The sequence below is a fragment of the Sulfurovum sp. UBA12169 genome (assembly GCA_002742845.1).
Classification (GTDB): Bacteria; Campylobacterota; Campylobacteria; order Campylobacterales; family Sulfurovaceae; genus Sulfurovum.
In genome coordinates this window covers 437899-452973 of record DLUH01000001.1, presented here as the reverse complement: position 1 = coordinate 452973, position 15075 = coordinate 437899, and the positions used below count along the sequence as shown (strand labels likewise).

The window sequence follows — 15075 nt, the reverse complement described above, 5'->3', positions numbered from 1 at the left end:
ATGAGAGACGGTCAACATTTTATTATGCCGTCTTTTTCTTTTTAATATACAAAGGTTTTGCCCCTGTTTTGACTACATCTTCTGTAATCACAACTTCGTATCCTGAGAGTTCGGGCAATTCATACATAATATCAAGTAAAATTTCTTCCAAGATAGACCGCAAGCCTCTTGCGCCGGTTTTTCTGTCTATGGCTTTTTGTGCAATGAGCGATAGCGACTCTGTTTCAAAATTGAGCTCTACACCGTCAATTTCAAAAAGTTTTTGGTATTGCCTGATGAGTGAATTTTTTGGTTCAACCAAAATGCGCACCATCTCCTCTTTTGTGATGGCTCCAAGTGTAGCAAACACATGAAGACGGCCGATAAGTTCAGGGATAAGCCCAAAAGAAACAAGGTCGTCAGACTCAACCAGATGAAGAAGGTTTTCTTCTTCTTTCTTGCTGCGTTTTTCTTGTCCAAAACCAAGCGTATTGCTTCCAAGTCTTCTTTTGATGATATCGTTTAATCCGTCAAATGCACCGCCGCAAATAAAAAGAATATTGGAGGTATCTATCTGAATAAAATCTTGGTTGGGGTGTTTTCTGCCGCCTTTTGGAGGAATGTTGACTACAGAACCCTCGATCAGCTTAAGAAGTGCCTGCTGTACGCCTTCGCCGGAAACATCGCGTGTAATTGATCTATTTTCGCCCATTCTGGCGATTTTATCGATTTCATCTATAAAAACAATGCCTCTCTCTGCACGTTCCACATCGCCATCTGCTGCCATGAAGAGTTTGGTAAGAATGTTCTCGACATCTTCGCCGACATATCCTGCTTCAGTAAGGTTGGTTGCATCTGCAATAGCGATAGGTACATTAAGAAATTTTGCAATCGTTTGAGCCAATAGCGTTTTTCCGGAGCCTGTAGGACCGATGAGCAGTACGTTTGATTTGGAAATCTGCGTATCATCAGTAAGTATATCTTTAAAAATACGTTTATAGTGATTGTAGACAGCTACGGCAAGTGTCTTTTTTGCATTTTCCTGACCTATTACATAGTCATTGAGCAGAGCATTGATCTCTTTTGGCGTATAAAGTATTTGATTTTCAAAATCGATTTGATGCTCTTCTTGCTCTTCTTCGCCGAAGAGAATCTTGTAGGCAGATATTACACAGTTGGAACAAATATAGGCGCTTTCGCCGGCAATAAGGGGATTTTCTTCGCTCTCGGTGCTATGGCAAAAGCTACATTTTTTCATCGACATTTTCTTTCCTTTTTTCTTTACGTGTAAAAGGAATGCCCCGCTTGGAGGCAATAATAAATTTACACATTTTCTTTACTTGCTCAGACTCATTCTCTTCAAGCAGCTTTTGTGCGACTTCTTGCAGCGGATTTCCCTGTTCAAACAGTTCGCGATAGGCAATTTTCAGCGCATCTATATCTTCTCTTTGAAGTTTTCTTCTTAATCCCGTAAGGTTTAAACCGCGTAATCCCGCACGATTTCCTTCGGCTAAACAAAAAGGAGGAATATCTTGCGCCAAAGCACTCGCGCCGCCTATCATGGCATAATCCCCTATATGGACAAACTGATGAACAGGAGTAAGTCCTCCGATTACAACATGATCGCCCAGCTCAACATGGCCGGCAAGAGTGGCACCGTTGGCAAGGATGCAGTGGTTTCCCATGATTACATCATGACCCAAATGGACATATCCCATCAGAAGATTATTATTTCCTATTTTTGTCACTGAGCCCCCGCCTTTGGTTCCGGGATTAATGAGGGTAAATTCTCTTATGATGTTGTTGTCACCGATCACAAGCTGTACTTTTTCTCCGGCATATTTTAGGTCTTGGGGAATAGTTCCTATGGCAGCATGAGAAAAAATACGGTTATTTTTGCCAATGCTTGTATCCCCCTCAATCACAGTATGGGACCCTACGGAAGTACCATCGCCTATAGATACTCCGGCCCCAATGTAGGCAAACGGACCGACTGTAACCTCTTTTCCTATTTTGGCACCGGCTTGGATAATGGCACTTGGATGAATAGACATGGCTAACCTCAATTTATATGATTATTTGTCAACAATCATGGCTTTAAGTTCTGCTTGTGCGACGATCTTATCGTCCACATAAGCCAACGCATCAAGTTGCCAAACTGCACCTTTGTGTTTAATCACTTTGATTTTATAAACAAGCTGATCTCCGGGTGTCACAGGCGAACGAAATTTTGCTTTATCAATACTCATAAAATAAACAACTTTATTTTCAATCTCTTCTTGACTGTTTGTATCCATGCTTTTAAATGCCAATACACCGCCTGTCTGCGCCATGCCTTCTATAATCATTACACCGGGGTAGATAGGGTGGTCGGGAAAATGTCCCTGAAATACGGGTTCAGAAATGGAAATATTTTTATATCCTTCGATATATTCCCCTTCTTTCAACGAAATAATTCTATCAACCAGCAAAAACGGATATCTATGAGGCAAGATCTTTTGAATATCAATTACATTATAAAGCAAGTGAAACCTTTGTGGAAAATTTACAATAATTTTATCTAATCTTTGCTAAAAATCTTATAAGAGTACCAACAGGCAGATACTCTATGTTATGAGATTTTCTTTCACATCGCTATATGTTTTGCTCTCGCATAAAATTTCAATTTTGCTGCTTGGTATTTTATCTACAACAAGGATGAGTCCCAGATCAAAAGGAGTATGTGTAATGCGGCTTCTGAGGATTACCTCCTCTTCAAAAGACGGTGGATTGAAAATAAGCTCTTTGACAGTGGAATAGTGTGCGGATGCCAGATCATTATAAGTTTGAAGCGTAATAAAACGCACTTCATCGCGACTCATATGATGCACGTTATCAATAGCGTATTCTATTTTTCCTCGAGTAAATTGGCTTTTGAGCGTAGAATAGGGTAAAAAATGTGCAGGAAGAATTTCTTTGCGTACACGCAATAGGCCGCTGAGCAGCCTCCAATTTAAAAAACGCTCTTTTATAATCTTGTGGGGAATTTTATTTTTTTCAAGATCCCATCGTTTTTCATAAAGAGCAATACGGGCTTCTATGGATTCTGGCTGTATTTGATTTGAAATCGGCGAAAAAAGTTCATCTGCAAGTTTATTTTGTTGATCCCTTTGCATGGTGAGTCCATAGATGCATCCGCAATAATCTTGACGATAAAGGGCGTCTTCTTTTGCCATGATATTTTGTTCTTGTGTCCCCGAAGCTTTACGGTAATCGGGTGCCGCAAAAGTGATACCTTCGCGCTGAGCCAAAGCATCTCCGGCTTGCTTGAGCTGTTTTAGCGATTTTTTTGGGCTGGTAAGCAAGGTGGAGGTAAAGGTTTTTTCTCCAAGTTCTTTGGCCTTTTGTGCAGAAACATCAAAGCGTTTGTCAAAACAGACAGAGCAGCGTGCTCCTTTTTCAGGTTCATGCTCTAGTCCTCTGACTGTCTCGAGCCAATCCTCGATATCATAAGGCCCCTCTATCAGTTCAATACCCAGCATTTTGCAACTGCGCGTTACATCCAAAAGTCTTAGACGGTACTCGCTGTAAGGATGAATGTTTGGATCATAAAAAAAACCTATAAGTTTTTCTTGCGGATATTCTGCTTGAAGCTTTTGTAAAAAAAAATGGCTGTCTACCGCGCAGCAGATATGTACTAACATCGTCGTCCTTTGCAGGGACGCGATGAAGAGTGAAGAGTGAAGAGTGAAAGGCTCATTGGTTTACTCCATAATGATTTTTGCCACATTTTGGCTGCTGCCGTGCGAGAGATATGCTCTAAGTTCTTGTGCTTTCTTTGCGAATATGTTTCGGTCGGTATTGTAATACTCTTTGAGCAGATTGTCAACGGTTACATTCTCTTGGAGCAACTCGTTGTGTAAGGCGGTATTGTTATGGTGCGTCAGAATGATATTGGCAAGTCCTACCTGTTTGATGCCCAATAGTTTTGTGCCTATGAAAAAATCTATTTTTTTAGCAATGTATGCCAGAGTGAAAGGAGTGCCAATGAGAGCGGCTTCGAGTGTTGCGGTGCCCGAACAGATAAAGGCAAACTCTGAACGCTTAAGCGCTTCATGCGTATCGCGTATGATTTCAAACTCTTGGCTGCCTGCGTAAAGTTTGGCTATTTTTTGTTCGCTGAAGTGTGGAGGAATGACCAGCAGGGGATGGATAGCATTGCCCAATTTGCGTCTAAGTTCCAAAAAAATAGGCATCAGACGGCTTATCTCGCTTCTGCGGCTTCCCGGAAGGAAAGCGATGTGGCCTTTAGCCTCATTAGGATTTCTTTCTGTTTTGATCTCATCAAGCAAAGGATGTCCTACGTAATGCGCTTTGCCTTTGGTGTAGCAGCTGATTTCGAAAGGCAGGATACCAAGCAATCGATCACAATAGGTTTCAAGTTTTTTAACCCGTTTTCGACGGCTGGCCCATACTTGAGGCAGAATGTAGTAGATGATCTCTTTTTGAGGATAGGCTTCTTTTAATTTTTTGGCCAAAGGGAGGTTGAAGCCTGAGGAGTCCATCAAAAGGACTTTGTCCGCTTCTGAAGCGAGCTCTACCATCTCATCGGCAACTTTAAAAAACCAGCGCAGTTTTTTTAAAGCATCAACTACCCCCATGACCGCCATTTCGCTGATGTCATAAAGCGGAGTTCCTTGCTTGATGCTCTTATCAAAAATTCCGATCAGTTCTACATCCTGCATGTGTTTAAGTACTTCTTTAAGATGAAGATTTGATGAAGGCTCAAGGGCTGAGACTAAAAGTTTCATTTGACAAATTCCTTTTTGGCTAGGCATAAAAAAATCCACCCGGCAGAGTATTGGGGCAACCTATTGTTTTTGAAAAAATAATTTTGCTTCATGCTGTCAGCCACCCGGCTATCAAAAATGCCGCACCGGCCAGTGTTCCCGCGATCAGAGCATAAGGCAATTGTGTACGCACATGGGAGATGTGGTCGCATTCTGCTGCCATAGAGGAGATGATCGTTGTGTCAGAGATGGGTGAAGCATGGTCCCCAAAGATGCCGCCCGAGATAACCGCTGCGATAACAACGGGAATATCAAGATGCAGTGTTGCACCTAAGGCAAGCGCAATGGGCATCATGATCGAAAAGGTTCCCCAGCTTGTTCCTGTAGAAAATGAGATGATACCGGCTACAAGAAAGATAAGCATTGGCACAATCATGGGAGAAATATTGCCCTGGAGTATATGTGCCAGATATTGTGCCGTACCTAAATCCCCGATGACCTTGCCGATTAAAAGCGCAAAAAGCAGTATAATCGTTACAGGCAACATCTCACCCATTCCTTGATAAAATCCTGCAAAATAACTTTTATGAGTGAGTACTTTGGCAGGGATGAAGTAAAGATAGATAAAGAGTAAAGTAAAGATAACAGCATAATATACAGAGGTGGAACCGCTGCCCTTAAGAATGTTGCCTTTACCTGTAAAATACAGTGCCAAGGGCACCATCAAAACCATGAAGAAAATCGGCAAAAGCATTTTGTAGGGGGAGGCTTTAACTTGATCTTTTGGGGTATAGGGGATATAGGGCCTGGGAACGGACCGCTTCATGGGTCCGATATTAATATTGAAAAATATTACAGCCAAGACAATCAGCAGTGTAAAAATGGAATAAAAGTTGTAAGGAATAGAAGCGATGAGCAAAGATATCCCGTCTCCGGAAATTACATGCGAATCTATCGCTGTGATGATAAGCCCTAAAAGAAGTGCACCCCATGCATTGAGCGGAATAAGCGAACATACAGGGGCAGAGGTTGAATCGCAAATGTAAGCGAGTTTTTCTCTGCTGACGCCGTTTTTGTCACATAGCGGTTTGGCAACCGTGCCGGCAACAAGAGCGGTGATAGAAGATTCTATGAAGATTACGATGCCGATAACATAGGCCAGAAGCATCGCGCCTTTGGGGGAATCTACGGTTTTTGCTTTTTGACCGAGGTATGCTACGAAACTGTCGATAGCGCCACTCTGTGCAAGCAGCCTGATAATAGAGCCTACCAAAAGCATAAAAACAAGCGTCTTTGTAATCCAGTCTTCAGCAAAAAGCGTAATGATTCCTTCAAGCAATGCAATGCATGCATCCAGAGGATTATAGTTGTGCAGCACCAACATCCCTGCAAAAATACCGCTTACGAGTGAAACCACAACATCTTTGGTTATAATTGCTAAAAAGATCGTCAAGAGCGGGATGATAATTGATAAAATTCCGTATTCCATAGGAGGATTATAGCACAATGAAGATTTTAGTCGCACTCTGTTTCCCTCTTTTGCTTTTTTGTGCGCAAAAGGCAGAGCATAAACAGCTTTTGGTGGTCACGTCCCAAACATGGGAGTCGCCTGCCGCTGTATTGCAACGTTATGAGTTTCGTCATAATCAGTGGGAAAAAGTAGGCGATGCCATTGATGTTAAGATAGGCAGAAACGGCATGGGATGGGGACTTGGATTGCATAAGATACCCAAAGATGCGGCTACTATAAAAAAAGAAGGTGACGGAAGATCTCCTGCGGGTATCTTCAGGCTGGAGCAGGGGTTTGGATATGCCCCGCTAAAGACAGCTTATCCGTACAAGGTTTACAAAGAAACGGACCATTGTGTAGATGATGTGAATTCAAAGTTTTATAATCAGATTGTAGATAGCAGTGAAATTAAAAAAGAATATCAAAGTTATGAAACGATGAAGTTTCCTAAAAATTACTACGAATACGGTATTGTGGTGGCGCACAATGCTCAGAAAAAAAAAGGTGCCGGTTCGTGCATTTTTATCCATATCAAAGATATTCCTACGGCCGGATGTACTGTTATGGGTGAAACGCAGATCAAAGAGATTCTCTTGTGGCTGGATCCTGCAGCAAATCCGCTATTGGTCCAGGCTCCAAAAAAAGAGATGCAAAATATACTAAAGATGATCCCACACTTTTAAGATCCAAATCTTTTGAGGGGGGGGCGATCTTGGTTCTAGGTGTGTTAACCCAAAATCAATTTAGTCGATTTGCAGTACAGAATAAACTTGCGTGTCGAATCCTTCGCGCCCATTTAGAAATCCAAGTTCCATAATAAAGCAGGCTTCTACGCATTTTGCGCCCACTTTGTTGATGAGATTAACCGCAGCTTTGGCAGTTCCTCCTGTGGCGATGAGGTCGTCCACAAGAAGAACTTTGGCTTCCTTTTCCCCTCTAAACGCATCAATGTGTATCTCTACCTCATCAAAACCGTATTCAAGAGAGTATTTCTCTGCTACGGTTGTGTAGGGAAGCTTACCTTTTTTACGTACGGGTACAAAACCGATACCCAGTCTGTCTGCCAATATGGAACCAAAGATGAATCCCCGTGCATCAATGCCTGCAATAAAATCCAGATCATAGTCCAAATAACGCTCAGTAAGATGATCCATGAGTGTGTTCAGCGCTTCGGGATCCCCCAATAATGTAGTAATGTCCTTAAAGATGATTCCAGGTTTTGGAAAATCCGGAATATCTCGAATACTGTTTAAGAGAATATCTTTCTCTTTATCGCTTAAGGTATTCATATGTTTCCTTCATATTTTATAGTATAATATTTGCTTTTGATGAATCCTCGGTTGCCGAATGGAACCGAGTCTATCCCAGGTTCGCCCCAAAAGAACAGCTTCCTTCTATTTTCCCGACACGTCCGGTATGTCTGCCGCCTTCAAACTCCGTTTGGCAAAACGCATCGATCATACTTTCTATAACCCCTTTGCCTACCACTCTTTCGCCAAAGCAAAGGATATTTGCATCATTGTGTGCTCTTGTCATTTGTGCTGTGTAGGCATCATGGCAAAGAGCAGCGCGGATACCCGGTACTTTATTGGCAGCAATAGAAATGCCTATGCCTGTGCCGCAAATAAGAATTCCAAAACTGCCGGAGTCTTCCAGAACCGCATAAGCGCATTTTTTTGCATAATCGGGATAATCGACTCTTTGGGAAGAATCCGGCCCCAAATCTATGATCTCATGCCCCAGTGAACGCACGTACTCTTTTACAAACTCTTTTATTTCAAAGCCTGCATGGTCGGTTGCAATGTAAAATTTTTTCATGATCTTCCTTCTTATTCTATGGGTTGTTCCCGCTCCAGGGATTCTATGCGTCTTCCTACCCGCCCCCAGCGCACCGTATAGCGCTGATTATTCCAAAGCGCTTCACATTCTTTTGAGGCAATATCAATATGTTTACAGACACGTTCAAGTCCGGCATGGTCTCTGCCTCCGCCATATTCATCACCTTTGAGCACCTGTTCATAGGTGCGGTGTTCTAAGCTCATATAGATCATCCATGGTTTTCCTACGATCAGCTTGTAGGGTACCGAACCCCAAAAACGGCTATCGTTGGAGTTTTCGCGATTGTCGCCTATCATATAGTAGTGGTCGTCTTCAACTTTCTTGTAAAATGCATTGATTGTTTTGAATCCCACATCATACGCAGGGGCTTCAAGTTCGGGCACATAGACGGGCGACATATCTATCTCTTTATTGTTTGCATAATAGTGCAACAGCATTTCAAAGATACTCAATCCTTCAGGGATATATTGGATGCCCGGAAATTTATCCATATAGGGGTTCACCACCCATAGTTTGTCGTTGATGGAGATAATTTTTTCCTCAGAATAGTTTGCTCTTATATATGCATCGCCTTCATGAAAATGGATCATCAGCTTTTTGTCGGTATATAAAAGTTCATCTCCTCCTACGGCTACACAACGCTTTACGTAATGTATCTTTGGATTTATGGGATAACGAAAGATAACAATATCTTCTCTTTGCGGCCTTGGGCCTTCAAGAAGGTGTCCATTATTATTGAAATCGGGTAAAAGAGGAATCTCTAGCCATGGCAAATGAGGAATAGGGATACCGTAACTAAATTTTTTAGCGAAGAGAAAATCGCCTATTAGCTGTGTTCGTTTCATCGAACCGCTGGGAATGACAAACGATTGTGCTACAAAAAAGATAAGCATGAGAACGATGATGACCGTTCCTGTCCACGATGTTGAAAATCTATAAAAAGCTGAAAAAGTTTTTTTCACTTAAGACCTTTGTTTGGCTGATTTGAGAGTATTGGAAAGAAGCATAGCGATTGTCATTGGCCCCACGCCGCCCGGCACAGGAGTAATAAATGAGCATTTGGGCGCAACATGTTTGAAGTCGACATCTCCAACAAGCGAACCGTCTGCTATACGGTTAATGCCGATATCTATCACAACGGCACCTTCTTTAACCATATCTTCCTTGATAAGCCCGGGTACTCCCACGCCAACCACGATTATATCCGCTTTGGAAGTGTGTGCTTTGAGGTCTTTGGTGTAGATATGGGTGATGGTTACGGTGGCATTGGCGTTGAGCAGCAGGCTTGCCATGGGCTTGCCTACGATATTGCTTGCACCTACAACACAAACATCTTTTCCCTGAAGATCAATTTGGTACTCTTCAAACATTTTCATGACTCCCAGCGGTGTACAGGCAACAAAACTGTCCAATCCGGTCATCAGTCGGCCCACATTGTAGGCATGAAAGCCATCGACATCTTTTTTTGGATCGATCACTTCTAGAATTTTGGTTGTATCTATATGCTTAGGAAGGGGGAGCTGAACCAAAATACCGTCAATCCGCGGATTGGTATTCATCATCTCTATGGTAGCAATAATCTCATCTTGGCTGATTGTTTCAGGCATACTGTGTGTGATAGAGTAGAATCCTACTTTTTCACAAGCCTTTGCTTTCATTTTGACATACGCATGACTCGCAGGATCATCACCCACAAGAATAACCGCAAGTCCGGGAACGATATTCTTTTCTTTTTTGAGTTTTTCTACCTCTGTCTCCACATAATTTTCCACTTTTTGGGCCAAAGCTTTACCGTCAATCAGTTGCATTGTACTCTCTTTACATTTTTAGGGTATTATATCAAAAATAGTTTAGGGCAATAAAATTTAGAGGATGCAATGAAGAAAGTATGGTTTGTCTTGCCGTTTGTTATGCTTCATGCCGGTGAGGATTTTATCTCACATTATGAATACGGGGAAATGCTTTACAATAATCCGCGGGGAATAAGCTGTGCCCAATGCCATGGCGAAGATGGGTCGGGCACCATTATATTTGAACTGAAAGAGAAGCATATAACAAACACAATCTCCGGATCGGATATACGAAAAAAAAGTCTTGACAGGATGATAGAGAGTGTCAACGGCTATCATGAGATCATGCCTCGTTATTATCTCACCGATGAAGAGGTTAAAGCGATCTATGATTTTATTCAGAAAAAAAACAAGCTTTATCTAATTGCTCAGGAAAAAAGTGACAGTCTGCAATAATTAGTTATAATAATCCATCTTGCTTTGAAGGAATGTTTTTATGCGTCTCTCTTTAAAAAAAATGGGAGCGGGATTTTTATGCGCTTCAGCTCTTGGCCATGCTTCTGCTTTAAATGTTTATCAAGATACTGCGGTTTATACGTTTACTCCTCAAAATGGTTATTTGGGGTTTGCCGAGGGTGTCAAGGCAAGCTGCAAAGGCGATGAGCTCTTATTTAAAAAACAGCAGATATGTCCGGATGCAGAGAGGCTCTGCCAAGAATTTCTTGCTCATCAAAAGACAAAGCAGGCACTTGTGTTGACAAGCGAAAAACTGAAAATGCTTGATAAACTTATCTCGTTTCCGAAATCCGGAGTTTTCGATCCCCAGTCATGGATTGAGGGAGCCAAAATGATAGGTGAGGAAAGTGCCGGCTTGTTACTGGAGCAAGAGAAGCTCAAAACCGCATTTGCTATGGAAGAAGAAGCATTTTCCGGCCAGACGCAATCAGCCAATCCGCTTTATTTGGCAAAAGAGTGTGAAGAAGAGATAAAACTCACCTTTCCTCACGGGCAAATAAATTTTTCAAATTTTTATGAAGCTGAGTTTTTGGATGAAAATCATATAGAAGTGACACAGTATCTCTCAATACTCAATCGCAGCGGGATAGACATAAAAGCCGACAGAGCCATGTTTTATTATCGAACTGCCCACAGGTATATTAATCCTATTCATTTTGCACCATGGATAGTGAGTAAATATGCTCCTCAAGTCCCCAAAGAGCATAGAGCGGTAATGACAAAAATGGCACCCATGGCAAAAAATGATGCTATGGTATCTGAAGCGATGATGGCTGATGAATCCGCATCCATAGAAGCTTCTTATGAGGATGCCAGAACATACAAAGTCGAAAATCTCTCCCTGCCTTCTTTGGGAGCAGCCGTTGATGTGCCCGTGGTATCATGGACTGCATCTGTAGAGTGTAAAATACACGTTTATCCTTATGCCGGCACAATGCCTTATACGCTTTGTACTTTTGAGCCCGCATATCAAATAGATTCCAATCAATGGAAAATAAAATCCAAAGAAGAAATCATCAATGATAATGCCGCGGGTGAATACTATGAGGGGGCATATCGGCTCTATGCAAAAGCAGAAGAAGATATTCAGGTTTTACGCAAGCCTATAGTGCAAAATGAAAAAAATACGGGTTTTTTTGGGAATATTGCGCGCAAAAAAGACGGCTTTATCCTAGAGGTAACCAATAAATCAGATAAGCCTAAAACACTTATAGTCACTGAACGCATTCCTGTGTCTTCTGCGGAGGAGATCAAAGTAAAACTATTAAGTGTCTCTTCTTCAGAAAAAATTGAATATAAAGAACTTAAAGAGGGGCGTATAGAGATAAAGCTTGATTTAAAAGCTAATGAGAGTAAAATGATAGAAGTATTGTTTGAGATTTCGTATGATAAAGAGCTGAAAATAGATTATTAAAAAAAGAATGAATAAAGAAGATGCAGGCCATGAAGCCTGCATCCAAAATACGATTAGAGCGGTGTTACGTTCTCAGCTTGAGGTCCTTTTTGACCTTGACCGATTTCGAATGTTACCGCTTGACCTTCAGCAAGTGATACACGTCCTCCGCCTACATTGTTGATCTGACGAAAGTGTACAAACACATCGCTTCCACCATTTTCTTGTTGGATGAATCCGTAACCTTTTTCATCGTTAAACCATTTTACTGTTCCCTTGACTAATTCTGCCATTGTTATACCTTTGATCGGGGTTGAACCCTTTAATTTACACTTAATACTAAGTGGAATCTAAAATCGGAGAGAGTCTTTCGGGGTCTAGCAATATACTTTACACACGACAGATGAACTCGAACCTCATCTTTCTTCAAGTTATATTGTAGCTGTTTTTTTGATTTTTTTTCCTTATGTATAAATAATTTATCTTAATAATGTTATTTTTGATATCTTTTGTGTATATTCGTAAAGTTTTTTCGTTTAATTTTTATACGAGCGTTTGGTTTATTTCTTTAACCAATCACTCAATACCACAAATTCGCTTGGATCTTTTGGCGGTATTCTAAGTATTTCCGCAAAACTTTTGACGCCCATAGAAAGCAAGTACTGTAAATTGTCATCAAATGTTGCATTTTGTATAACAAAGATATTGTCTTTGTGTACTTCGAACATATATCCGCCGTTTGGGATGGGGGACATTGACAAGGAGACGGTATAGTGGTCTTTGATGATGCTTTCTTTTTGTGAATACATTAGTCCTATGTTGTACCCTTCATTGGCAAATCCCCGTATCGCTACTACCAAAACTTTATTTTCTCCCTGTTTGGAAGAGTTAAAGATGCCTATAATGTCTTTGATGGTTGAGTAACCCGGTATTTTTCCAAGCAGTGACTCAAAAAAGCCGGCCAGTCTTGTCTTCATAAAATGACCGATGAAATAGAGCAGAAGCAAAAAAACCACAATAGCCAATAAAAACCATAAAAATTGATGGTTCTCCGGAGTAAATCCAACCGTTTTAAATATCAAGCCCACAAGAAGGTCTATCTTCCCGTAAAGCCAAAGTATCACCACCATAACGATAACAATAGGCAATAGTCCAAACAGTCCCTGAAGAACGGTTTCTATAAAATGTTTAAGGGGGTTGAAATTATTCATGAATGCAGCTCCTCCAGCCAGGCTTCCTCATCCGCATCACTGGGCATTCTCCAGTCAGCTCTGGGGCTGAGGCAGATGGTCCCCACTTTGGGACCGTCAGGCATACAGCTTCTCTTGAACTGCTGAGTAAAGAAGCGTTTGATGAAGAGGGCAAGCCATTTTTTAATTGTTTCTTTGTCATAAGCGCTATCAAATGCTTTTTGGGCAAGAAAAAGCACCTTGCTCGGTTTTGCTCCATATTTAATAATATGATACAAGAAAAAATCATGGAGTTCATAGGGGCCGACGATTGCTTCGGTTTCTTGTGAAATGGTATCTTCATCGTGCGGGAGCAACTCCGGAGAGATGGGGGTATCGAGGATATCTTTGAGGATAGAAGAGATATTTTCTTCGGCCATAAAGAATTCAATCACATATTTGATAAGCGTTTTAGGGATGCCGCAATTAAGGGCATACATACTCATGTGATCTCCGTTGTACGTGCTCCACCCCAGAGCAATCTCGCTAAGATCCCCCGCGCCTATGACCAAGCCTCCTTCTTTGTTTGCCAGATTCATAAGCATGGAAGTTCTTGCACGGGCCTGTACGTTTTCATAAGTGACGCTATATATATTTTTATCATGCTCGATAGCTTCAAACTCTTTAAGGGAGATGTCGGTGATATCTATCTCTTTAAGCGTAACCCCCAGTGCTTTACACAGTTTGATGGCATTTGATTTGGTGCGGCTGGTCGTGCCAAAACCCGGCATGGTCACAGCGATAATATTTTTGTGTTCCCATCCCATGATCTCAAAAGCTTTATGTGTGGAAAGCAGGGCAAGGGTAGAATCCAGTCCTCCCGATACCCCAATCACTGCTTTTTTGATATGCGCATGACTCATACGCTTTATTAGTCCATGGGCTTGAATATGAACAATTTCTTCACAACGGCGTTTTTTTTCTGCATAGCGCGAAGGAACGAAAGGGGTGGGGTTGATATCGCGTTGAAGTTTGCTGATCTTGGGCATTGGCGCCACTTTGATGATTCTTGTTTTTTTGTGTCTTCCGTCACAAAAGCTTGATTCGTTTAGCCTTAGCCATCTTAATCGCTCAAGATCAACATCGGCTGTGATAAGTGTATTTTGCAAACTAAAACGTTCATTTTGAACTAAAGTTGTACCGTATTCGCTGATAATGCTATGCCCTCCAAAAACAGTATCAGTGGTGGATTCACCCACTCCTGCTGAACTATACACATATGCGGCCATACAGCGTGCGCTTTGTGTGCGCACCAGCTCTTCGCGGTATTCTGATTTGCCTACAAGCTCATTGCTTGCTGAGAGATTAAAGAGTAGATTTGCGCCGTTGCTTGCCATGTGGTTGCTTGGAGGTGTTACTGCCCAAAGATCTTCGCACAATTCTACTCCAAATGTCATATCTTTACTATCGCTAAAGAGCAAGTCTACACCAAAAGGCACCTCTTTACCTAGAAGCCCGATTGTGCTTTGCACGATATCCCTGCCGCTTGTAAATTGGCGTTTTTCATAAAATTCTTTTTTATTGGGCAGATAGCTTTTGGGCACAATTCCGAGTATGCTGCCCGCCTGTACGACCAGTGCGCAGTTGTAGAGTCTGTCGGCATAAATGAGGGCTATCCCGAAAATAGCAATCGTATTTATTTTTTCAGTAGTTTTCAAGATATTTTCAAGTGACTCTTGTTGCTTGGCAATGAGAGTTTGATTGAGCAAAAGATCACCGGCAGTGTATCCTGTAAGTGTAAGCTCCGGAAATACAATGACACTGACCTCTTTGGCATGGGCTTCATGGATAAGTGTTAAAATTTCTTTGGCATTTTTCGCAGGATTGCCCACAACCGTTTTGTTTACTCCGGCTCCAACTCTGTAATATCCAAACATCTAATGCTCCCACTGATTAATAATAAATAGTGCCGCGGCTCTCGAATCGCTTCATTTTCAATGGCGTTCACCACGACGACTTTTGCCTGCTTTTCTCAAAAAGCAAAAAAGAAACCCCCGACTCCGATACAAGTGCATACGTGCAGTATGTATTCCCTGTCAGAGGATATGGA

Annotated in this window: 16 protein-coding genes; 3 read left to right on the top strand and 13 right to left on the bottom strand. The window is 41.7% G+C overall.

Annotated features, from left to right (window positions below; all coding sequences use genetic code 11):
* Positions 1 to 22: 22 nt before the first annotated feature.
* The 6 genes from CFH81_02410 to CFH81_02385 form a co-directional block, all read right to left on the bottom strand.
* Positions 23 to 1243 (bottom strand): ATP-dependent Clp protease ATP-binding subunit ClpX, encoded by a 1221-nt coding sequence (locus CFH81_02410; protein DAB41171.1) that lies wholly within the window; start codon positions 1241 to 1243, stop codon positions 23 to 25.
* Positions 1224 to 2033: an acyl-[acyl-carrier-protein]--UDP-N-acetylglucosamine O-acyltransferase gene (locus CFH81_02405; protein DAB41170.1), complete on the bottom strand. Its 810-nt coding sequence runs from the start codon at positions 2031 to 2033 to the stop codon at positions 1224 to 1226. Before CFH81_02405 ends, CFH81_02410 begins: the two co-directional genes overlap by 20 nt.
* A 21-nt stretch (positions 2034 to 2054) precedes the next feature.
* Complete coding sequence (fabZ, locus tag CFH81_02400) at positions 2055 to 2504, bottom strand: 3-hydroxyacyl-[acyl-carrier-protein] dehydratase FabZ (GenBank protein ID DAB41169.1); 450 nt, start codon at positions 2502 to 2504, stop codon at positions 2055 to 2057.
* A gap of 81 nt (positions 2505 to 2585) precedes the next feature.
* Positions 2586 to 3662, bottom strand: a complete 1077-nt coding sequence (locus CFH81_02395) for a diacylglucosamine hydrolase like protein (protein ID DAB41168.1) — start codon at positions 3660 to 3662, stop codon at positions 2586 to 2588.
* Between the two features lie 60 nt (positions 3663 to 3722).
* A complete protein-coding gene (locus tag CFH81_02390; GenBank protein ID DAB41167.1) occupies positions 3723 to 4769 on the bottom strand; it encodes a lipid-A-disaccharide synthase in 1047 nt (348 codons plus the stop codon).
* Between the two features lie 88 nt (positions 4770 to 4857).
* On the bottom strand, positions 4858 to 6237 hold the full coding sequence (locus CFH81_02385; protein ID DAB41419.1) for a sodium:proton antiporter: 1380 nt from the start codon (positions 6235 to 6237) through the stop codon (positions 4858 to 4860).
* 17 nt (positions 6238 to 6254) lie between these two features.
* Between CFH81_02385 and CFH81_02380 the strand changes: the two genes are divergently transcribed.
* Positions 6255 to 6941, top strand: a complete 687-nt coding sequence (locus CFH81_02380) for a hypothetical protein (protein DAB41166.1) — start codon at positions 6255 to 6257, stop codon at positions 6939 to 6941.
* Between the two features lie 60 nt (positions 6942 to 7001).
* Here the strand turns inward: CFH81_02380 and CFH81_02375 are convergent, their stop codons facing one another.
* From CFH81_02375 to CFH81_02360, 4 genes are all read right to left on the bottom strand, one after another.
* Positions 7002 to 7547 (bottom strand): adenine phosphoribosyltransferase, encoded by a 546-nt coding sequence (locus CFH81_02375; protein ID DAB41165.1) that lies wholly within the window; start codon positions 7545 to 7547, stop codon positions 7002 to 7004.
* 70 nt (positions 7548 to 7617) lie between these two features.
* Complete coding sequence (gene rpiB / locus CFH81_02370) at positions 7618 to 8076, bottom strand: ribose 5-phosphate isomerase B (protein ID DAB41164.1); 459 nt, start codon at positions 8074 to 8076, stop codon at positions 7618 to 7620.
* Between the two features lie 11 nt (positions 8077 to 8087).
* On the bottom strand, positions 8088 to 9059 hold the full coding sequence (gene lepB, locus CFH81_02365) for a signal peptidase I (protein DAB41163.1): 972 nt from the start codon (positions 9057 to 9059) through the stop codon (positions 8088 to 8090).
* Complete coding sequence (locus tag CFH81_02360) at positions 9060 to 9905, bottom strand: bifunctional methylenetetrahydrofolate dehydrogenase/methenyltetrahydrofolate cyclohydrolase FolD (protein DAB41162.1); 846 nt, start codon at positions 9903 to 9905, stop codon at positions 9060 to 9062. It abuts the gene before it with no gap.
* Between the two features lie 102 nt (positions 9906 to 10007).
* Between CFH81_02360 and CFH81_02355 the strand changes: the two genes are divergently transcribed.
* Positions 10008 to 10343 carry a cytochrome C oxidase subunit III gene (locus tag CFH81_02355; GenBank protein DAB41418.1) on the top strand — a complete coding sequence of 112 codons (336 nt, stop codon included), beginning with the start codon at positions 10008 to 10010 and terminating at the stop codon, positions 10341 to 10343.
* A 40-nt stretch (positions 10344 to 10383) separates the two neighbouring features.
* Positions 10384 to 11817, top strand: a complete 1434-nt coding sequence (locus CFH81_02350; protein ID DAB41161.1) for a hypothetical protein — start codon at positions 10384 to 10386, stop codon at positions 11815 to 11817.
* A gap of 53 nt (positions 11818 to 11870) precedes the next feature.
* On the opposite strand, the gene CFH81_02345 is transcribed toward CFH81_02350, so the two are convergent.
* The 3 genes from CFH81_02345 to CFH81_02335 form a co-directional block, all read right to left on the bottom strand.
* On the bottom strand, positions 11871 to 12089 hold the full coding sequence (locus tag CFH81_02345; protein ID DAB41160.1) for a cold-shock protein: 219 nt from the start codon (positions 12087 to 12089) through the stop codon (positions 11871 to 11873).
* 267 nt (positions 12090 to 12356) lie between these two features.
* Positions 12357 to 13007: a hypothetical protein gene (locus CFH81_02340; protein DAB41159.1), complete on the bottom strand. Its 651-nt coding sequence runs from the start codon at positions 13005 to 13007 to the stop codon at positions 12357 to 12359.
* Positions 13004 to 14902, bottom strand: a complete 1899-nt coding sequence (locus CFH81_02335) for an NAD(+) synthase (GenBank protein DAB41158.1) — start codon at positions 14900 to 14902, stop codon at positions 13004 to 13006. The genes CFH81_02340 and CFH81_02335 overlap by 4 nt, the downstream gene beginning before the upstream one ends.
* Positions 14903 to 15075 lie beyond the last annotated feature (173 nt).